We start from the raw sequence: 19,403 nt of genomic DNA, 5'->3' as shown, positions 1-19,403 counted from the left end.
AGGGCGATGGGGCGGGCGTCCGCTTTTGTCGCCCTCACTGGATAACGCCGCAAAACCCAAAACCGTTTCAAACGGATTGGATGCTTGCTGTTCTACGCTTCAGACGCGCGTGAGGTACTCGCCACTTGCTTGTGCCGCAACGTTGGCGCGAGGAAGGCCATCGCCAAGATGCATGCACCCACCAGCAACACGAAGCCCCCATCCCAGCCGAAGTGGTCCACGGTGTAACCCATTGCCGCACTGGCGGCGACCGAGCCTCCAAGGTAACCGAACAACCCGGTGAAACCTGCCGCGGTACCCGCTGCTTTCTTCGGCGCTAACTCCAGCGCTTGCAAGCCAATCAGCATGACCGGGCCGTAGATCAGGAAGCCGATCGACACCAACGCAATCATATCGACCGTCGGATTGCCTTCCGGATTAAGCCAGTACACGAGTGTCGCAACCGTCACCAGCGCCATGAACACCATGCCAGTCAGGCCGCGGTTGCCTTTGAAAATCTTGTCCGACATCCAACCGCACAGCAGCGTGCCAGGAATCCCGGCCCATTCGTACAGGAAGTACGCCCAAGACGTTTTGTCCACGTCGAAGTGCTTGGCCTCCTTGAGGTAGGTCGGTGCCCAATCCAAGACGCCATAGCGCAGCAGATAGACAAAGACGTTCGCCAGCGCGATGTACCACAGCCACTTATTGCGCAGCACGTATTTGACGAAGATGTCCTTGGTACTGAATTCCTGCTCGTGAGTCTCGTCGTACCCTTCCGGGTAGTCTTTCTTATAGTGCTCGATGGGCGGAAGACCGACCGACTGCGGCGTGTCGCGCATGGTTGCAAAGGCGAATACCGCGACCAGCAAGGCCACGGCAGCCGGTACGTAGAATGCGGAGTGCCAGTCGTTGGTCCAGCCCATGCCCAATATGAACAGTGGCCCGATCAGACCGCCGCCGACGTTGTGCGCCACGTTCCATACCGACACCACACCGCCGCGCTCCTTCTGCGACCACCAGTGCACCATCGTCCGGCCACTAGGCGGCCAGCCCATGCCCTGCGCCCAACCATTGATGAACAGCAGAATGAACATCATGGCGACACTGGACGTTGCCCAAGGTGCGAAACCGAAAATGAACATGATCCCGGCCGACACCAGCAAGCCGAAAGGCAAGAAGTAGCGGGGGTTCGAGCGGTCGGAGACAAGCCCCATGAGGAATTTCGACAGACCGTAGGCGATCGCGATAGCGGACATCGCGAGCCCCAATTGACCTCGGGTATAGCCCTCTTCCTCGATCAGATAGGGCATGGCGAGAGAGAAGTTCTTACGCAGCAGGTAATACCCTGCGTAGCCGATGAAGATGCCGGCGAAGATCTGCCAGCGTAGACGGCGATAGGTACTGTCGACCTTTTCTTCTGGCAATGGCGCCTGATGCGCAGCAGGACGGAAAAACGCAAACATAGGGGAGTTGCTCCGATTTATTATTGTGTGCGGAAACGAATATTACATTTTCATTACAGTGCGGAGCACTGCCTTTCGGCGGGAATAAAGCGATCGTTATCGGTGTGGTGATGTTCGTAAGTGAACATCAGTGGAGGTGGATTGACCCGTCGGACAGCCATCCCTGGTCGGGAAAAGCCGTTGCGTTCGAACAACGTTCACACGCCCTTCTGCGGATAGGAAAAACGATACGGTCGTTCGCTCGGGAGATGCCGCGGTCGCCGCGGCAAGTCATTGCCTGATAATCGTGGTCTAGAGCTATTCACCCTACCAAACAGGAAGCCGCCATGAGTGATTCGAAAACCTACGTGCCGCCCCGCGTCTGGGAGCCGGAAGCATCGTCCGGTGGCACGTTTTCCAGCATTAATCGCCCAATCGCCGGCCCCACGCATGAAAAGGAATTGCCCGTCGGCAAGCATCCGCTGCAGCTCTATTCATTGGCGACGCCAAACGGGGTGAAGGTCGGGATCATGCTCGAGGAGCTTCTCGCGCTGGGACATGCCGGCGCGGAATACGACGCTTGGCTCATTCGGATCGGCGAGGGCGATCAGTTCTCCAGCGGCTTCGTTGGTGCCAACCCTAACTCGAAGATTCCGGCGCTCGTCGACCGGAGCGGGCCGGAGCCGGTGCGTGTATTCGAGTCGGGCTCCATTCTCGTTCACCTCGCCGAGAAGTTTGGCGCGTTCCTGCCCGCCAGTGGTCCTGCGCGGACCGAAACCCTGAATTGGCTGTTCTGGCAGATGGGCTCGGCCCCGTTCGTGGGCGGCGGGTTCGGGCATTTCTACGCCTATGCACCGGAAAAACTTGAGTACCCGATCAACCGTTATGCCATGGAAGCCAAGCGCCAGCTCGACGTGCTCGACCGCCAACTCGCAACGCATCGCTACGTGGCCGGGGACGAATACACCATTGCCGACATGGCGATTTGGCCGTGGTACGGCGTGCTGGCACTCGGTGATCTTTACGACGCGGCTGAGTTCTTGTCGGTGAAGGAATACACCCATGTCCAGCGCTGGGCCAACGCCATCGCTGCGCGCCCCGCTGTGATTCGCGGTCGCAAGGTCAATCGCACGTGGGGCAGCGACGACGAGCAGGCGCACGAGCGCCACAGCGCGGCGGATCTGGATTGATACGCGAGCGGTGAGCCGTACAGAGGTGGGCCGGCCGGTTCACCTTCCGCTCATTCCCCGCCGAATCGCGCGAACACCTCGCGTCCGGTCAGCTCTTCCGTTCGATTGGCGAAGCAATAGTAGGCAGGGCGTTCATCGATGAAGAACTGCTCCGCAAACGCCCAGTCTTCCGCGCCTTGCAGCACATCCACTGAGATCGAATGAAACCCGCCGGCCTTGAGCCGGTAGAAGAGGTGCGTACCGCAGAGCGCGCAGAATCCCCGTTCAGCCCATTCCGACGAGTCGTATACGCTCAGGTGCGTTTCGTCTTCGAAGCGAATCGGATGGGCGGTGTCGACCGTCATGGCCGGGCCGCTACCCCAGTGGCGGCACATGCTGCAATGACAGGCCGTGACCCGGCGATGCTCCAGCTGGACGGAAAAACGTACGGCGCGGCAAAGGCAGGTACCGGACTTTTCGAATGCGGTGGCCATCTCTGACGATCCTGTTACGTGATAAAGAAGACACGTCTTGTGCACACGTTAGCCGGTGCCGGCGGGAACGGCGCCCCAGGGGGCGGGCGGCAAGTCTGCGTTGTCACCAATGGTAAAGCCCATAGATCACCACCCCCAGCCCGAACCCCATTTGCGCCAGCAACAAGGCGCGAATGGCGAAGGTGTAGCTGATGATCGGGTGCTGTCCTTTCGCGTCGTTGGCGAACAACTGGTAGCTTGCGGGAAATTCTGCCTCGATCTCGCGGAGCGCCTTGATGGTCAGCTGCAACAGCTGTCGGCTGCGTGCATCGACAAGCCAGAACACCAAGGCCAGCAACACGGTAAATGCGCCCAGCAAGATCAGAAGTCCTGGGGAAAATCCACGCTCCAGTGCCGCCAGCACCCCACCATCGGCAAAGATCGCCAACACCACGAAGAAGTTGAAACCGCGTAGGCGCTGCTCGGCGTTGAGCTTGAAATGTGCCCAGACAAAGCCACGATCATCCATGCGCTTCCCCTTATCGATTGGACGATTTCGTTTGCGTATCCGGCGCCAGTGCGTCGATGACACGGCGCTCGCTCAGCACGAGGTAATCGATGCCATTCAATGAGAGCGTTCAGAAAGAGGATAAATCCTCCTAGCGCAGCTTTTTGATCCTGAGTAGGCGCGCTTTCGCGCGTTGCAGGATGGAATCCAGAAGGGCTTCTTCCGTTTACCGCATGGTAATCCGGTAAAGCCTGCATCCAGTGCGGGCGTTGTTCACGACGCCAGTAGCGCTCTCACCTGCGTGTTGGCCTGCTCTTCGCGATTAGCCCAATCGCCGGCAATCTCAACGAACGGCTGCCGATGGCGTTCGAGCCAGCTTCGGCAGGCGTTATGAAATGCTTGGCGTTGCGCGATATCCGGCTGGCAGCGTTGGCCGTCGGCATGCCACTCCGCACCTTCGGGCGAAAGCAACAAATGTTGGTCATAGCGCCGTGCGAGCAGTTCATCCTCCAGCCATGTCGGGCAGCTGCCGAACAGCGTCTGACTCCAGATGATGTTGCTCAGCAGATGTGTGTCGAGGATCAGTAACGGTGGTGCTGCCCGGCGCGCGGCGTCCTCCCATGCCAGCTGACCACGGGCGATGGCGGGAATGTCGTCCAAGGAGGTGTCGCGCTGTTCTCTGTCGATGAAGTGGCGCACGTACTCGCCAACGGCAATTCCGCCAAAACGTTGCTGCAACCGCGCGGCCAGCCAACTCTTGCCGGTCGACTCGGCTCCGGTGAGTACCAGTACCTTCATGCGGTTGCAGCCTTCGACTGGCGCCATTCGCGTAAGCCCATGACGGCCAAGGCGGTGAACAGCGCGTAAAGCCCAGCGGTGAGCCAATAGCTCTGGAAGAGAAAGAACGCCACGTACAACGTATCCACCACGATCCATAGCAGCCAGCACTGCCAGCGTTTGAGCGCCATCCACAATTGAGCGAGCAGGCTGAACGCGGTGAGCGTCGCATCCGGCCAGGGATAGGCGGCTTCCGTAAAGCCCATCGCTACCGCCAGCGCAATGCTCACTAATACCGCTGCAGCCAGCCCGCCGCCCACTTCTTCGGCGGTTGCACTCACCACCGGGCGCGAACCGCCGGCGCCGCTTCCATGCGTCCATTTCCACCAGCCATACACCTGCGTGACGGCGAAGATTCCGTTGAGCAAGACCTGTGAATACAGGCGCGCCTCGGCAAAAAACCAGGCATAGAGCAACACCATCACTAGGCCGATGGGCCAGCAAAGCGGGTTTTGGCGGACAGTTAGCCAGACAGCGAGCACGCCGAGGGCGGAGGCGATGAGTTCGAGGGTGGTCATGGGGACCTGTAATCGGCAGGGGTGGGTAGGATACGACAGGTGCGTGGGGTTATTGCTTCCCATGCGCCGAGGCCTATGAAGTCTGCACAATCCTTTCAGGAACGGGACCGGGTATGAACGTAGGGTGGAAAACGGCGGAGCCTTTTTCACCAAGCGGACGTGAACGTGAATAGGGCTGAAACCTTTGGTGGATAATCGCTTCGCGAGTTATCCACCCTACCTCGTTCAAGATCAGAAGCCGCTTCTTAGGACAAGGGTAAAGCTACGTGGCTCGCCGTAGGTGTTGTAGGTGTTGAGGTTGCCGACCCGAGCATAGTAGTGGCGGTCGAACAGGTTATTGCCCATCAGCGCGACTGAGGTCTTGTCGTTCACTTCGTACCCGATCTGAGCGCTGGCGAGCGCGTAACCGCCTTGGCTACGCAGCGGTGTATCGCTGCTGCCATCTGTGCCACTGCTAACGTGTACCCCACCGCCGACGAACAGCCCTTTGAACTCACCATCGAGCAAACGGTATTTGGCGTAGGTCTTCAGCGAATGACGCGGCTCGTACAAGGAGAACTTCTGACCTGGCGAGAATTGATCCTCGACATATTCGCTCGTGAGGTAGCTATAGCCGACGGACAGGTTGAGGTTCTCGCTTGGCTGTCCTGTGATTTCCATTTCCCAGCCTTCCACCTCCACCTCGCCGGCTGAAATGAAGAATCCCGGGTTGTTGAGATCACTCATCGCCCGGTTTGTATCGTTGGTGCGGAACAAAGCGATGGATGCCCCGACTGCACCATCGAGGAACGACGCTTTCAGTCCCGTTTCCCATTGCGCACCCACCCTCGGCTCCAGGCTGGCGCCATCAGCCGTCTGCTGCGCCTGCGGGATGAAGATATCCGAGTAGCTGACATAGCCGTTGAGATTGTCGGTGAAGGCGTAAATCACCGCGCCGTATGGGGTGAACTCACCGGTTTCCTTGCGGGATGATGTCCAACCGGTTACGGCGGAAGGAGCTACGTTACGGCTTCGGTATTCAAAATTACTGCTCCGCCCGCCGAGCACGAGCGTCAGCGGGCCTGCCAACGACAGGCGCAACTGGCCGTAGATGCCGTTCTGGGTGGTCTCGTTTTCTGTACCGTTGGTGTAGACGAAGTCCGGTTCGGAAACGATGTCCGGGTTGTTCACAGGCACATCAAAAAAGGGGGCAGCGTTCACACTGCGCGAACGGGTAAACAACCGATCCCGGTTGTAACCGATGGTGGCGTGGTGATTGCGACCCAGTGTGGAAAAGGGGCCGCTGAGGTACAGGTCAAAGGCTCTACGCTCGAAATCCGAATCGTTCTTTCGCCGGTTGTAGCGGGCGATCACTCCGGTGTCCGGATCAACGCCTGCACCGGCCCCCGGAGCGGGGAAGGCGTCCTTCCAAAACTTGTCCTGGGTGCGGTCTAACAGTTTGCCTTTGAGCTGCCAGCCATTGTCGAAGACGTGCTCCAGGTCAAGCGCTACCTCGGTGGTTTCATAAGCGAAGCGTGCCCATTCAGGGTAAACGTGAGTCGAGCGAGACACATCGAGAAAGCGGCCATCGGTATAAGCCGGCAGGCCCATGTTCGGCGACTCCATGTGGTCTTCCTGGTGGCTACCTGTCAGCGACACCACGGTTCTGGGCGTAAGCTGGTAATCCAAGGTGGCGTAGGTCAGCCACTTGTCCTTGTGGCTTACGTCCCAGAAGTAATCCTGCTCCTGCCAACTGGCAACCACCCGACTGCGCAGCCGACCTTCGGCATCTAGTGGCGCACCGGCATCGACCATGACGCGATGGTTATTCCACGAGCCGATGGATGTGGTCAGCGAAGCGCTCGGCTCGTACAGGCCTCGTTTGCGCACCATGTTGACCAGGCCGCCACCGCTGCCGGAGCCCATGAACAATGCGGCCGGCCCACGCAGCACTTCCACACGCTCATAGATGGACATGTCGTATTCCTGGATGCCGGAGGTGCCGCCATAGACCGGCACGCCGTCGTAAGCCATATCTAGGCTGTAACCTCGGGAATAGTACTGCTGCGTAATCGAGTCCCAGGGCGCGATAGAAACGCCCGTAACTTCGTTGAGTACGTCGCCGATCGTCAGCAGATTCTGGTCATTCATGCGCGTCTGGGTGATGACGCTGACCGACTGCGGAACGTCGATCGGTGCGAGAGCGGCCTTGGTGCCGACTGTGATCGCTTCCGCTTTGTAGCTTCCGCCGTCACCCGAGAGGTGCCGCCCTTCCACCTGAATATCAGGGAGCGTTGTTGGCGGAGCCTCGGACCAGGCGTCCATTGAAAGGGAGGTTAACGCGGAGAAGGCGAAATAGCGGCAATAAAGCGTCTTGCTCATGTTGCGCGTCCTGCGCAAATGGGCTTTGCGCGTTGCCGAGAGAGGCGCGAATAAGCCCTCACAGTAGCCACGCAGATTAGACAAGTTGTTATGTTATATCAATTGACTGGGATGGCTTGGAGATGCCGTAGTGTCTGAGCCTCCGTTTTTAATCCGGCGTGCGCGGATGCCGTAAGCCAGGCTAAGCCCGCGGCTTTTTTTGCCTATATATGCGAGTTACGCCCGCCCTACGAAGCAGGGTGCTAGGTCTCTAATTTTGTGATGCGGAACGGGGCGTTGACCTTCCTGTTTCGCGGTTGGGAGAATCGCCGGCTTTACCACCTTCCGATACAAGGATGCCACCAATGAAGCGTGCACTTTGCGCCCTGTTCCTGCTGGTCAGCACGGGCATTGCGAACGCCTGCCCGTACCCTGTGCCGGTACTGGACAAAGCTTCAATCGAGGCGCTGTACCGCAAGCCGAATAACAAGGGCGTATTGCTCGAGGGGCATCGAGATGGCTCGACTGTCTGGTTGTACGGGACCATCCATATCAATAAGCCGAAGAATTCCCTTCCAGGGCCTGCGGCACTGGGGGCTATTTCGGCGGCCGATGCGGTGTTCTTCGAAATGGACCCGTTCAAGGCGGAGAACCAGGCGGCCTACAAGCAGGCCGCATCCCAAGGCGCTCGTCTCACCCCTTCGCAGAAAGAGCGCGCAGTCGCATTGGCGAAGCAACATTGTCTGCCACCCGAAGTCACCGACAACAGCGCGAGCCTTGTCGTTAGTCTGTTGACGGTCGAAACGTTCAAGGCGAAAGGCCTGTTCCCGGATTACGGGACCGATATCGTCATTCGAGGAATGGCAGGTTCGTTGAAAAAGCCGGTGCACGAATTGGAAACGCCCGAAGAGCAGTCGTCCTACATGGATGGGCTGGTGGGGGACGAGTCGAATATCGACGAGGCATTGAGCGCCATTGAAAAGGGTTCGGCTGCGGATACCGGTGAGCGCATCGTCGAGAAGTGGACGAATCAGGACCGCAAAGGCTTGAGGGCGTTGGGCGAGGAGCTGAAGCTTCTCGGCGATGGCGTTCAACAGCGCAATGCGCGAATGGCCGACAAGATCGACGAATACGTCGCCGGGCACCCAGGGAACGTCTTTGTTGCCACTGGCGTTTTTCACCTAGTGGGCAACAACAATCTTGCCTCGCTCCTGAGGGAAAAGGGGTTCGTGTTCGAGCGGCGGTGACGGCGCTCGAAGATAGGTCGGGTAGGGTGGAAAATGGCGCAGCCTTTTCCACCGTTTGCCTGATGTTGGTTACGCGGAAAACACGCGGTGGATAAGCGCTTCGCGCGTTATCCACCCTACAGGGTTGGGCGCTTTTCCTGATGACTCAGCAGGCACCAGACGACTCCGATTACCAGTAGCGCGACGGCGAAGATTTCCACGAGGCTTGGAAAGCGCTGTTCCCAGAGAAAACCGAACGACAGCGCGGCAATCACTTCCACGACGATGACCTGACCGCTGAGGGCGAGGGGGAGTAAGCGGCTGGCCTGGTTCCAGAGGGCACCGCCAATGATCGAGGCGATCAAGGCGACGCCAGCCGCGACGGCAAGGAAGTGCAGCCAGTCGGCAAACGTATGCGTATTTGGATCGTTCGCTAACACGGGCACCGCGAACAGCAACGCCTGCGCGCCGGTCATGAGGCCCATCAGCAATGACCAGTCGTGGGAAGACACATCCGCGACGGCCAAGCGGCGGGCATTGGCAACGGCGAACCAGCTCCAGCTCAACAGGGCGCCGAATGCGCAGAGCAAGCCAAGACCTGCATGAGTGGTATCGGATTTTTCACCAGAAAGCAGGGCATTGAGGCTGATCAGGGCAACGCCGAACGTGGCGCAACCCAATGCTGGCGCAATGCGGACGAGCGGTACGGCGTTGGAGTCCTTGCGGCCGGCGAGGGCAACGAGCACCGGGATGAGCCCGACGATCATCGAGGTCGTCGCAATGCCCGCGTTCTGCACGCCGGTGCCGACGAGAGAGTAGTAGAAAAGATTGCCGATCAGGCTCAGCCAGAACAGCGAGAACCAGTCCGCTTTGGTGAGGCGCGGGACGACCCGTCGCCAGCGGGGCGCCAGCAGTACGACAGCAATCAGTCCGTAGCACACGAAACGCAGCACGGCGAAGCCTGCACCCGACAGCCCTGGTGTAAGGGCGGGGCCAAGAAAGACGATGCCCCAGCAAGCACCCGCACCGACGCCGTAGCCGATGCCTTTTGCCAATGCGCGATCTGCGTTCATGAATTTACTGTTATTGCGTTCGGGGGGAAGTGCAGTCTGGGGGACGTTTCGTGCTTTGTCTTGCTTAGAACTCTTGGCGTTTTTACCAAGACTGTTCATCAAACCAATAGATACAGCCTCTCGGAAGGGCCGATCAATCTCCGGCTGTTTTGCCAAAAGGCTGCACGCCCTTCTTCTTTTGGCCCCCTTTGGGCATCGCCTCGGCAAGCAGCTTCTGGAAGGTCGGGCAGTCGGTGTGGCGCGGCTCTGGGCAGGCCGCGGCATGGCGCAGCCCTTTGCTAACGGCGCGTAGTTGCCGAATGGTGGCATCGAGCTCGTCAGCTTTGGCGAGAAGCGCTTGCCGATCGATCTCGGGCTCGCCGTCGGTTCCGAGCATTCGGCGAATTTCGTCTAGGCTGAAGCCTACCGATTGCCCAAGTGAAATCAGCGCCAGTTGATTCAGCACCTCGGCGGGGAATTGCCGGCGTTCGCCTTTACGCCCCAATGAACGAATCAATCCTTTCTCTTCGTAGAAGCGCAGCGCCGAAGCCGGAAACCCCGAGCGGTTGGCGACATCCGCAATATCCATGGCTACCTATTGGCCTCAAGTCGACTTGAGCCTTTAGCCTCGCTTGCGTTCATGTTTCCAGTCAACCGAATGAGGCTGTGATGACGCATTTGCCGTATGAGTGTGTGTGGGTTCTTAGCGTTGGCGTAGGGGCCACCGCGTTCATGGACGTGTGGCTGATGTTCTTGAGAGGACGCGGTGTTGCGGTCATGAACTTCGCATTTCTAGGTCGCTGGGTAGGGCATCTGTGCCGTGGCGTTGTGGTTCACCCAAGCATTGCGCGGGCGGCACCGGTTTGGGGTGAGCACGCATTGGGCTGGGCGACGCATTACGTTACGGGCATCGCGTTCGCGGGTTTGCTCGCTGTGCTCATGGGCACCGAATGGATTGAGTCGCCGACGTTACTGCCGGCGTTGGCGGTAGGGATCGTCACTGTCGTGGCGCCGTTGCTCATCGTCCAGCCGGCGATGGGGGCAGGCATTGCGGGGCGCAACACGCCGAATCCTTCGCTGAATGTCGTGAAGAGCATCGCGAACCATGCCGTGTTCGGATTGGGTCTGTATAGCGTGGCGATGTTGATGACAGTCGTCAGCTAAGCGCCGATGGCTGCCTATGATGTCTCATGCACTTGCAGGGGATCTGCGTGGGTTTCCGTAGGGGAGTGTGTAACGGCTGTCGCGGTTCGACGGCGGCGCTGGTTTTCTTCGCGGACCTCGTCTCGATCCCCATAGAAGTCCAAGCGGACGAGGCGCGAGACGATCGCTCCATCCGAGCGCTGCATTTGCTTGGCAATGCGTTCGACATCGAAGCGTTGCTGGCACCAGAGAGTTGCCAACTGCTCGTCATCTTCAGGCAGCCAACGTTTGCCGGCCTGAGGTGGTTTTTCCGATGCCGAGGCCGCCGAAGTAGGTCCAGGAATCTCAGGAAGGCAGCGCCAGGCGCTCTCTTCTCCGGTGTCGTGTAGCCATATCCTGCCGTCATCGCAGAGCGCGCAGACGCCTATCAGGCTCGCGCCATTGGGCGAGGCAGGGAGCGGCTGTATCTGGATTATTTTGCGCACATGAGGCTCCTGGCGTAGACAGTTCGGAATCCTTGGAATCCTATGACAAACGCCAGGAGCATGCAGCGTAGGTGTGCTCAAAATAGCTACTGATCTACTGCACCAGCGCGGCGTCAGCAACCTTCCGCTTGGCCCCTTCCGGTGTGGGGTCGGTCACGGTGGCGATGTTCTGTGCCAATGCCACCGAGAACTGCTGGGCCGCGGGCCAACGCATATGGATCGCGTCCACGAAGGCATCCGCTGGGGCTTTCCAGTAGCGGTCGGCGTTCCAGTAGCGTGCCGGCGTGCCATGCAGTGCGGCCAGAAGACGCTGGTCGAACGTCTCGAGCAATGCGCCGTTCGGGTCGTAACGGGTTTTCCATTCCGGATTGAGCGGCGTGGATACCAGCAGCAGGCTACGGCCTTCCAGATGCAGGGTCCGGGCGAAGCTGGAGAGCGCGGCGAAGCAGCGTTCATCCAAAGGCTCTGCGGCGGCATAGTGCAAACCGCGGTCGCCGTCTGGATTCAGTGGGCCATCCCCGTAGGCGTTGAAGACGAGTGGGTCCCAATGCTCGGTGGTGCCCCGTTGAGTCTTTACGCTCATCGCGTTGCGCAGCAGGGAGCGGGGTTCGAAATAACGCAGGTAATAGGGCCAAGACGATGCTTGCTCATAGACGTACTGGTCTGCGTCTTCCCGGCTGAACACGTCCGTACGTGCGACGGCGCAGCCGCTGAAGTCTTGCGGGTCGACGACCATGACCACGGTGCGCACTGAGGGCTCGCGGTCGATCAGCCAGTCCGCGACGTAGGTAGATTGGTTCGCGCGCAACCCACAAAACGCACCGTTCAACGGTTCGATGGCAGACGATTGGTTGCGCACGATGGTGTTGTCCACGTGGCGCCAGGCCACCGATGAGCCGATGACCAACAGGTTTGGGTCAGTCCCTTCGCGCTCGCGCAGGTACTTCAGCTTTTCGTCCACGCAAAGGCTGTTGGTAAAGGCCGGCGGTGGCAGGTTTTCCGAATGATCGAGGTAGGCCAGCAGGCCCATGAACAGGCCGAAAGCCCCGCCGAGCCCAACGAACAGGCTCAGCAGATAACCGCGTCCAACCTTTCGTGGTGCAGGCGAGGCCTGCGTATGCTCGACGTGACCGCTCATGTCAGTGCACCTTTTGTTGGATCAGGCTGGCGAAGTGGCCGACGTTTTTCAGAGACTCCAACTCGGCCGTACGGAATTTGATGCCGAAGCGTTGCTCGGCCGCGACGATCAGGATGACGTGGGTCTGGCTGTCCCAGCCTTCGATCTGATCCGCGGTGGTTTCAGGGCTGAGCACTATGCTGTCGTCATCGAACACGTCGTGGAAAACCGGGGTGAGGGCGGCATACACGTCTGCTTCGGTCATGTCCTGATTACCTCGATGTGATGAGTGGTGGGGCGGCTTGCGGCCAAGTCGTAGCGCCAGAAGGTGGCTCCGGGCACTGCGCCTTGGGGCGCGGAATAGAGGCTGAAGCCGAGACGCGGATAGTGCTCGGCAACCATCCCGTTGCGACCGGTGGGGCGGTACTCGCCGATCAATGTCGTGTAGCCAGCAGCGATGGCGGCATCGATCAAGACCTGAAGCGAGGCATCCTCGACGCCACGGCCAAGGACTCGGCAGCTCATGAGCCAGCTGTCGATGAACAGCGCATCAGCGGCAACGGCAGGATTCGGGCGGGCGAGCAGTACGCCGATCAATCCGTTGTCGCCAAACTTGTCGGTCAGCCGCAGAGCCAGCGCGACGCCGCGTGCGTCGTCCGCGATGCGTTGCACTTCCGCTTCGCCGTAGCGTTGGGTCGTCAGGTTGAATTGGTTGGTCTTGTTGATCAGTTGCGCGGCTCGCGGCAATTCCGCCGCGCCGATGGGAGCCGCCGTTAAGGTCATCTGCAAACCCTGCAGATAACCCTCCATGTCCGTCGCCTGGTCCAGCGCCGCCTTGCGTTCAGCATTCTGCGCGTAGCTGCGCGTGCGGCCTGTGTCATCGGCGGTGAACGCGACGGCTTCGAAGTAGCCCGCAGCCGCAATGCGCGCGGGATAGTCGGCCACATCGTCGGGCAATTCCGGAACGGCGACCTGCGGCAACTCGCGGCGCACGATGTCGCGCTCGGCAGGGTTGTCGTCGACGAACACCAGGCTATCCAGACCGATATCCAGCATCTCTGCAATCCGGCGCAGGTTTCCAGCCTTGTCGTCCCAATTGGCAACGAAGGCTGCGATATCCGCGCGCCTTAGCGCCATCTCCGGGTGGTTGAAGGCGGCTTCGGCCACGTCCAGATTGTTCTTGCTGCATACAGCCAGGATGATGCCGCGTGCGGCGAGCAAGGCGGCGTAGCGTTGAAAGGCCAGGAACGCCTCGCCGGTAGGACTGCCCTGGCCGAGGGTGATGCCTTCCACGCCGTCATCCCCAATGACGCCGCCCCAGAGCGTGTTGTCCAGGTCGAGGACCAGGCATTTGCGCGACAAGCCGACGCTGGCCGCGAGGATACGGGCCAGCTGATCGCCATACAGCGGGGACAGTTCCGGCCCTACCAACTGCTTTGCCTGGTGCCAGCGGGTGGGGTCGGCAAGACCCGAGCCGTACAGGCCTTGCGCGGCTTGCCAGGCGAGGTCCATTAGCAGCACACCGTCGACGCGTGCCGCTTCCCGAATGGCCGCATTCAGACGGTCGATCAGTGCATAGGGCGAGGCCGGAACCTGCGCTTCGAACGCCCCGAACAGCAGAGGATCGACCGGTACCAAGGTTTGCTGAATAACCTGCGCGGCGTAGCGCTCGCGGGCTCGGCGCCATAGCAGTCGCAGCTCTTCGATACGTGTGGCGATGGCGACATCCACCTCCGCCTGACTCGCTTGCAACGGTAGCTGCAAGGGGGCATCGCGGGCATCGAGCGCCAGCACGACGACCTGCGGCGCGAATGCGTTCAGCGCCGGATCGTCCATCAGCAGCGCCTGGCGGTACATGCCGTAGGGCGCCAGGTACATGGACAGCGCGAGCCGTCGCTGCAGACCCGCGACACGGATCGCCGGCAACAGTTGGTCGAGGGTATGGGACGACAGCAACGCCACGCGTAACGGTGTCAGGCCTGGCGGGTTGGGATCATCGGAAAGTGCGTCGTTGGCCAGTCGGTCGATACGGGCGGTTTGCGTGAAATCCCGACGATAGCCGGCCAGGCGGATCGCTTGTGTCAGCCGCGTTGTCGGGTCGGTTTCGCGCTTGGCCGCGGATAACGCGGCGCCTATGTCGTCGTGCGGCGGTAGCCAGAGCAATTGATTCATCGTCACCTCCCTGTGAGTGTGCGACCGGCTCGGTATCGTCTCCGGCGGATCGTTCAAAAGTGGGTCTTCGCACGTCGCGGCAGCGTTGGGTTCGGCCACGACGGCGGGGCGATACGCATACGTGAAGCGTTGAATCGACAGCTAGAACTGGAAGTAGAGAAATTCACTGGGCGCCACCGAAAATGCGATGGCCAATGCGAAAAAGCCCAGCGCACCGATCGTGACACCGACCATGGGCGAGGCCGCGAAGGCCGCCTGGGGCACCCAGCGCAGCAGCACGTTCTCGCGCGGTTTGGCGTCCAGCGCAGTCTCCATGCCGCGCATCCACTGCTGGATATTGGGCAGGAACCAGCAGAAGGCGAGCAGCAGCGCGATGGTCAGGACGGTCCATTTCTCAGGGCGCGCACTGAGCTCACTGAGCCCGACCATGCCCTGCAGGATCGCCAGCGCAGCGCTGACGCTTTCGGCACGGAAGAACACCATCGCCACGACGACGCAGAGAAATGTCAGCCCCACGGCGGGTACGTGATGGATAAGGCGATCGCTGTCGAGCTTCCATCCACGTTTCACTTTCCACGCGCGCCAGCCGTGGGCGACGACGAGATAGAAGCCGTGCAGCAGGCCGAACACCACGAATTGCCAGCCGGCACCGTGCCACACGCCAGAGATGAACATGGTCAACACGGTCGGGTAGGCCACCAATGCGAAGAACGTCCCGGCGGACATCTTGCCGCGCTTGGGTAGCGGCTTGCCGGCGGCAAGACGTGCACGGGTGACGCGCATCACGATGGGGTTGTAGATGTAGGCGGTGAGGAAGCGCGTCAGCGTCATGTGCCAGCGCGACCAGTAGTCGATGAGGTTGCGCGCTTTGAAGGGGCTGTCGAAGTTGACCGGCAGGCGGACGCCGAACAGCAGGCCCAAACCGATCGCCATCTCGCTGTAGCCGGAAAAGTCGAAGTAGATCTGCAAGGTGTAGCTCAGCGCGCCCGTCCAGGCATCGAAAAAAGCGGGCGCCGTACCGTCGGCTGCCGCAGCGAATACGGGGGCGGCTTTCTGCCCCATGGGGTCGGCGATCACCACTTTCTTGAACAGCCCCAGGAGAAAAACCGTCAGGCCGAGGGCGAACTGGTCCAGACGGAAGTTGAACGTGTCCTTCGCACTGAACTGGCGAAGCATTTCGCTGTGGTGGGTGATCGGCCCAGCGATGAGATGCGGGAAGAAGGTGATGAACAGGCAGTAGTTGAGAAAGTTATGCTCTTCCACTTCACCGTCATGCGCGTCCACCAGGTACGCGATCTGCTGGAAAGTGAAGAACGAGATGGCCAGCGGCAGGATGATTTCATCGATCGACCAGCCCGTTGAAAACAGATCGTCGAGCGTGCCGAACAGGAAGCTGGTGTATTTGTAATAACCCAGCAGCGCGATATTCGCGGTGATGCCCAGCGCCAATGCGAGCGTTGAGCGATGCCCCCGCAGGTATCCGCCGAGCAGGAAATTGAAGGCGATGCTGCCCAGAAGCAGCGGCAGGTTCAGCGGGTTCCACCAGCCATAGAAAACGAGCGAGGCGCAGGTCAGCCAGATCACGGCGAGCCGTTGACGTCCCGTTCCGGCGAAGAGGTAGAAACCGAGTAGAACCACCGGCAGAAAGCCGGCGATGAAGATTGCCGAGTTGAAAAGCATGGTCGCTCTCCAAGATTCATTCCATTGAAACTCAGCACTGCGACAGCCCGGCTCTAGGTCCATCGAGGGGGGCCGTACTCTGAGCACGACACACGCAGCCTGGCACTAGACGGGAACTTTTCGCGAAAGTTGCGTCGAGGAGCGTTCTTACTTTTTCAGCCGATGAACGGCGTTCCTTTCGTGTTCGCTGAATGGATTCAGTGTGAGAAGACGAGGCTCGCATTCGCTGTTATCACGGTGCTGGCGCTATTCGGCCTCGGGTGCATCCTCCCGTAGGATGTCCTCGAGGTTCATCGTTGCGAGGGCAATATGAAGACGGTAGGCATCATTGGTGGGTCCGGTTGGCTGGGCAAGGCGCTGGGCGAGGGCGTACTCGAGCAAGGGCTCGTGGCACCGTCGGATCTGATAATCGCCAATACCTCCGGAGCGAATCCGTTCGCGGATCGCTGGCCCGAGGTCCGTGTGTTGACCGACAACCAGCGGTTGGTCGAGGCGGCGGACTGTGTCGTGCTGTCGGTTCGCCCTGAACAGCTCGAAGCGCTCGATATTCACTGCGCCAACAAACTCGTCGTGTCGCTTATTGCAGGAGCGCCCTTGCCGCAACTTTGCGACCGGCTGGATACGCCGCGCGTTATCCGGGCAATGCCGAATGCGGCCATGTCCTTACGCCGGTCCTATACGCCCTGGTTCGCGGCCCCAGGCGCGACCGAATGTGATCGCATGTTCGTCCAGCAGATGTTCGAGACATGCGGCGAGGCCCAGGCGCTGCCGTCCGAAGACGCGCTGACCTATCTCTCTGGCTTGAGTGGTACAGGGCCCGCCTACGCCGCGCTGTTGGTGCAGGCGCTAGAGGCGCACGCATGCGCTGCCGGGTTGCCGCCTGACATTGCCCGGCGTGCCGCGCACAGTACCGTGGTGGATGCCGGCCAGATGTTGGCCGGGGATTGTGCGGACGAGATCGTTGGGGCCTTGCGAGGTTATGCCGGCGTCACCGCGGCAGGGCTGGAGGCGATGGTGGGTGCAGGGTTCAACGAAGCCGTTGCCGCGGGATTGGAATCCGCGCGGGCGAAGGCGATCGCCATGGCTGAAGGGCGCTGACGCTCACTGGCGTGATCGCGCTTGTTCGAGCAGCGCGACTACTTCAGCGTCCGTCGTCTGTTCGAAATCGTCGTAATGCTGACCCACCGCTTCAAACGGTTGGGGAATGTAGGGGCAGATACAGTCGTCCACCTGCGGGCGTAGCTTGGCCAGTGCTGACGACGCACCGACCGGCGTTGCGAACAACAGCCGCGATGGCCGGGCCGCTGCGGCTGCTTCGAGTGCTACGCGGGCGGTGCTGCCGGTCGCGACGCCATCATCGACGATTACGACCGTTTTGCCTGTCAATGAAATCCACTGCCGGGCACCGCCATAGGCTAAGCGCCGCCGTTTGATCTCCTCCAGTTGGAGGGCTTTGGCGTGTTCGAACCACTCGGTCGAAAGCTGGAAGAAGCTCAGCGTTCGCGGGTCGGCCACAGCGTAGGAAGGGTCACCTTCGGCGATCGCGCCAACGGCGAATTCTTCCCGGCCCGGTACGCCGATCTTGCGCACGAGCAATAGATCCAGTGGCGCGTTCAGTGCCATGGCGATCTCGAATGCGACAGGGACGCCTCCACGGGGCAGGGCGAGCACGACGGGCGTTTCTTGTAACGAAGGTCGGAGCGCGTCCAACAACAGCTTGCCTGCACTGCGTCGATCCCGATAGCGAGGCATGCCTAGACCCCGAACGGGAAGGTGTCGCGTTCTCGGCTGTCGCTCGACGGCGTCGGTAGCGGCGTTAACGCATACGTTTGTTCGAACCAGAGCAGCGCGTCGAACTGCTCGTTGAGCACGGCTTCGAAATAGTGGCTGTAGCGCTCGGTACCCGGACGGTAGATGACGCCGATAGCGCGTTCCAATCGCGGCTCGGCGAGCGCCTCGTGCAGCGCTTGGTCCGTATGATCGCGCCAGCTAGTCAATGAGGCGGGAATCCCGGCCTTGAGAAATTGCCGCTCCCAACTGTCTTCTCGCGACGGCAATACCTGCATCACGCGCGTGTCGCCATCCCATTTATCGGCCGCGACAACCTCGCCGCGGTCCGTGCTCATGCCCAGCAGTACGGCCTGCCGCCCGAAGGCGGTGCGGCACAGTTCGCCAAGGTTGAACTCACCACGCCAGCCCATTGCCGTCGCGCCCGAATTGCCCACATGCGCGTTGTGTGCCCACACCACGGCTTTTGCACCCGGTCCACGGTTTTCCAACAGCCGTTGCAGGGTGTCGAACATGTGCCGGTCTCGTAGATTCCAAGAGGTGCCCGAGCCGCGGAACATGGCGCGGTAGTATTGCTCAGCCGCCCACACGACACGCGCATTCTGAGTCGCTTGAAAGAGGGACTCCTCATCGGCGATACAGTTTTCCAGGCGTTTTTCCAGTAATGCGTACAGCTGTTCCACCACTTTGGCTTCGCAGGAATGTTCCGCGCCACGCTCGACGAAGTGGCCATAGCGTGCCGGATCTTCCAACCATGGCGAGAGACAGGCGTAGCGATCTCGCGCCTCCCTGGCATGCTCGGCGTCGGTTTCGTCGAGGTAGCGCAGAACCTCCTGCAGCGAGCTGCGTAGGCTGTAGATGTCGAGCCCACGGAATTCGACCCTTGCCTCGCTCGGCAACGTCGCATTGAACCCCTCTAGCCAACGGGTGAAGGATTCGACCTCGGTATTGCGCCACATCCAAGTCGGGAAGCGCGCGAACGCATGTTCTTCCAGGCTGGACGGTCCCAGACCGCGGACGTATCGGTCGATGCGTGCCGCATCCGGCCAATCGGCCTCAACCGTAACGATGGAAAAGCCATGTTGCTCGATGAGCCGGCGAGTGATAGCAGCACGTGCACGGTAGAACTCTGCGGTACCGTGCGTTGACTCCCCAATGAGCACGACCCTGGCATCGGCGTAGCGGTCGAACAGCGCGCCAAACGTGTCGCTGTCCATATCCGGCAACGGCTCGGCGTACCGTGCCAATAGGTCAGATACGTCGGGCAGAGCGTCTTCGTTCGGACGCCTGAAGTGCGGCACACGGCGGGTCGAGGGGGAAGCCATGGTTCACCTCCAGCAGACGGGTGTTTCAGAACCCTCTCTTCGGCAGAGCCCGGCACAGCCATGTTGTTCCGCACGATGCGACCGGCGACACCCCTATGGAATTTTCGCAGCGTCTCGACGGTCGGCACCTAGGTGATACTTCGGTG

19 protein-coding genes are annotated in these 19,403 nt (G+C 60.5%); 4 read left to right on the top strand and 15 right to left on the bottom strand.

All coding sequences use genetic code 11. The annotated features are described in order from the left end of the window. Positions 1 to 92: 92 nt before the first annotated feature. Positions 93 to 1,445 carry a glycerol-3-phosphate transporter gene (gene glpT / locus IEY47_RS09695; protein WP_188983029.1) on the bottom strand — a complete coding sequence of 451 codons (1,353 nt, stop codon included), beginning with the start codon at positions 1,443 to 1,445 and terminating at the stop codon, positions 93 to 95. A gap of 326 nt (positions 1,446 to 1,771) precedes the next feature. Here glpT and yghU point away from each other — a divergent pair, with 326 nt between their 5' ends. Continuing rightward, positions 1,772 to 2,614 carry a glutathione-dependent disulfide-bond oxidoreductase gene (yghU, locus tag IEY47_RS09690; protein ID WP_188983028.1) on the top strand — a complete coding sequence of 281 codons (843 nt, stop codon included), beginning with the start codon at positions 1,772 to 1,774 and terminating at the stop codon, positions 2,612 to 2,614. 50 nt (positions 2,615 to 2,664) lie between these two features. Here the strand turns inward: yghU and IEY47_RS09685 are convergent, their stop codons facing one another. From IEY47_RS09685 to IEY47_RS09665, 5 genes are all read right to left on the bottom strand, one after another. Next, the gene (locus tag IEY47_RS09685) at positions 2,665 to 3,087 is read right to left on the bottom strand and encodes a GFA family protein (RefSeq protein ID WP_188983027.1); all 423 of its coding nucleotides are present in this window, start codon (positions 3,085 to 3,087) and stop codon (positions 2,665 to 2,667) included. A 103-nt stretch (positions 3,088 to 3,190) separates the two neighbouring features. Beyond that, on the bottom strand, positions 3,191 to 3,595 hold the full coding sequence (locus IEY47_RS09680; protein WP_188983026.1) for a hypothetical protein: 405 nt from the start codon (positions 3,593 to 3,595) through the stop codon (positions 3,191 to 3,193). A 252-nt stretch (positions 3,596 to 3,847) separates the two neighbouring features. Then, a complete protein-coding gene (locus tag IEY47_RS09675; protein ID WP_188983025.1) occupies positions 3,848 to 4,372 on the bottom strand; it encodes an AAA family ATPase in 525 nt (174 codons plus the stop codon). Next, positions 4,369 to 4,929 (bottom strand): nicotinamide riboside transporter PnuC, encoded by a 561-nt coding sequence (pnuC, locus tag IEY47_RS09670; protein WP_188983024.1) that lies wholly within the window; start codon positions 4,927 to 4,929, stop codon positions 4,369 to 4,371. The genes IEY47_RS09675 and pnuC overlap by 4 nt, the downstream gene beginning before the upstream one ends. Before the next feature lie 231 nt (positions 4,930 to 5,160). Then, positions 5,161 to 7,290, bottom strand: a complete 2,130-nt coding sequence (locus IEY47_RS09665) for a TonB-dependent siderophore receptor (protein ID WP_188983023.1) — start codon at positions 7,288 to 7,290, stop codon at positions 5,161 to 5,163. Between the two features lie 344 nt (positions 7,291 to 7,634). Between IEY47_RS09665 and IEY47_RS09660 the strand changes: the two genes are divergently transcribed. Beyond that, positions 7,635 to 8,516, top strand: a complete 882-nt coding sequence (locus IEY47_RS09660) for a TraB/GumN family protein (protein WP_188983022.1) — start codon at positions 7,635 to 7,637, stop codon at positions 8,514 to 8,516. Between the two features lie 116 nt (positions 8,517 to 8,632). On the opposite strand, the gene IEY47_RS09655 is transcribed toward IEY47_RS09660, so the two are convergent. Both IEY47_RS09655 and IEY47_RS09650 read right to left on the bottom strand, forming a co-directional pair. After that, positions 8,633 to 9,568, bottom strand: coding sequence for a DMT family transporter (locus IEY47_RS09655; protein ID WP_188983021.1), 936 nt, complete (start codon positions 9,566 to 9,568; stop codon positions 8,633 to 8,635). Between the two features lie 133 nt (positions 9,569 to 9,701). Continuing rightward, a complete protein-coding gene (locus tag IEY47_RS09650) occupies positions 9,702 to 10,136 on the bottom strand; it encodes a helix-turn-helix domain-containing protein (protein WP_188983020.1) in 435 nt (144 codons plus the stop codon). Between the two features lie 80 nt (positions 10,137 to 10,216). On the opposite strand from IEY47_RS09650, the gene IEY47_RS09645 reads away from it, so the two are divergent. Next, a complete protein-coding gene (locus IEY47_RS09645) occupies positions 10,217 to 10,711 on the top strand; it encodes a DUF2938 domain-containing protein (RefSeq protein ID WP_188983019.1) in 495 nt (164 codons plus the stop codon). Between the two features lie 14 nt (positions 10,712 to 10,725). On the opposite strand, the gene IEY47_RS09640 is transcribed toward IEY47_RS09645, so the two are convergent. The 5 genes from IEY47_RS09640 to IEY47_RS09620 form a co-directional block, all read right to left on the bottom strand. Beyond that, on the bottom strand, positions 10,726 to 11,175 hold the full coding sequence (locus IEY47_RS09640; protein ID WP_188983018.1) for a hypothetical protein: 450 nt from the start codon (positions 11,173 to 11,175) through the stop codon (positions 10,726 to 10,728). A gap of 94 nt (positions 11,176 to 11,269) precedes the next feature. After that, positions 11,270 to 12,313, bottom strand: a complete 1,044-nt coding sequence (locus IEY47_RS09635) for a hypothetical protein (RefSeq protein ID WP_188983017.1) — start codon at positions 12,311 to 12,313, stop codon at positions 11,270 to 11,272. A 1-nt stretch (position 12,314) separates the two neighbouring features. Beyond that, a complete protein-coding gene (locus tag IEY47_RS09630) occupies positions 12,315 to 12,557 on the bottom strand; it encodes an acyl carrier protein (protein ID WP_188983016.1) in 243 nt (80 codons plus the stop codon). Further along, positions 12,554 to 14,464: an HAD-IIIC family phosphatase gene (locus tag IEY47_RS09625; RefSeq protein WP_188983015.1), complete on the bottom strand. Its 1,911-nt coding sequence runs from the start codon at positions 14,462 to 14,464 to the stop codon at positions 12,554 to 12,556. Before IEY47_RS09625 ends, IEY47_RS09630 begins: the two co-directional genes overlap by 4 nt. A gap of 141 nt (positions 14,465 to 14,605) precedes the next feature. Beyond that, positions 14,606 to 16,144 carry an MBOAT family O-acyltransferase gene (locus tag IEY47_RS09620; RefSeq protein ID WP_188983014.1) on the bottom strand — a complete coding sequence of 513 codons (1,539 nt, stop codon included), beginning with the start codon at positions 16,142 to 16,144 and terminating at the stop codon, positions 14,606 to 14,608. Between the two features lie 309 nt (positions 16,145 to 16,453). Here IEY47_RS09620 and IEY47_RS09615 point away from each other — a divergent pair, with 309 nt between their 5' ends. Then, on the top strand, positions 16,454 to 17,242 hold the full coding sequence (locus tag IEY47_RS09615) for a pyrroline-5-carboxylate reductase family protein (protein ID WP_188983013.1): 789 nt from the start codon (positions 16,454 to 16,456) through the stop codon (positions 17,240 to 17,242). A gap of 3 nt (positions 17,243 to 17,245) precedes the next feature. On the opposite strand, the gene IEY47_RS09610 is transcribed toward IEY47_RS09615, so the two are convergent. Together IEY47_RS09610 and IEY47_RS09605 are read right to left on the bottom strand one after the other, a co-directional pair. Continuing rightward, positions 17,246 to 17,896 (bottom strand): phosphoribosyltransferase, encoded by a 651-nt coding sequence (locus tag IEY47_RS09610; protein ID WP_188983012.1) that lies wholly within the window; start codon positions 17,894 to 17,896, stop codon positions 17,246 to 17,248. A 2-nt stretch (positions 17,897 to 17,898) separates the two neighbouring features. After that, entirely contained in the window at positions 17,899 to 19,257 is a 1,359-nt protein-coding gene (locus tag IEY47_RS09605; RefSeq protein ID WP_188983011.1) for an erythromycin esterase family protein, read from the bottom strand. Between the last annotated feature and the right edge of the window lie 146 nt (positions 19,258 to 19,403).

Source organism: Pseudomonas matsuisoli (genome assembly GCF_014647635.1).
In the GTDB taxonomy this organism is placed as follows: Bacteria; Pseudomonadota; Gammaproteobacteria; order Pseudomonadales; family Pseudomonadaceae; genus Pseudomonas_P; species Pseudomonas_P matsuisoli.
The sequence above is the reverse complement of the archived record's forward strand: the minus strand, read 5'-3'. Positions and strand labels throughout refer to the sequence as shown.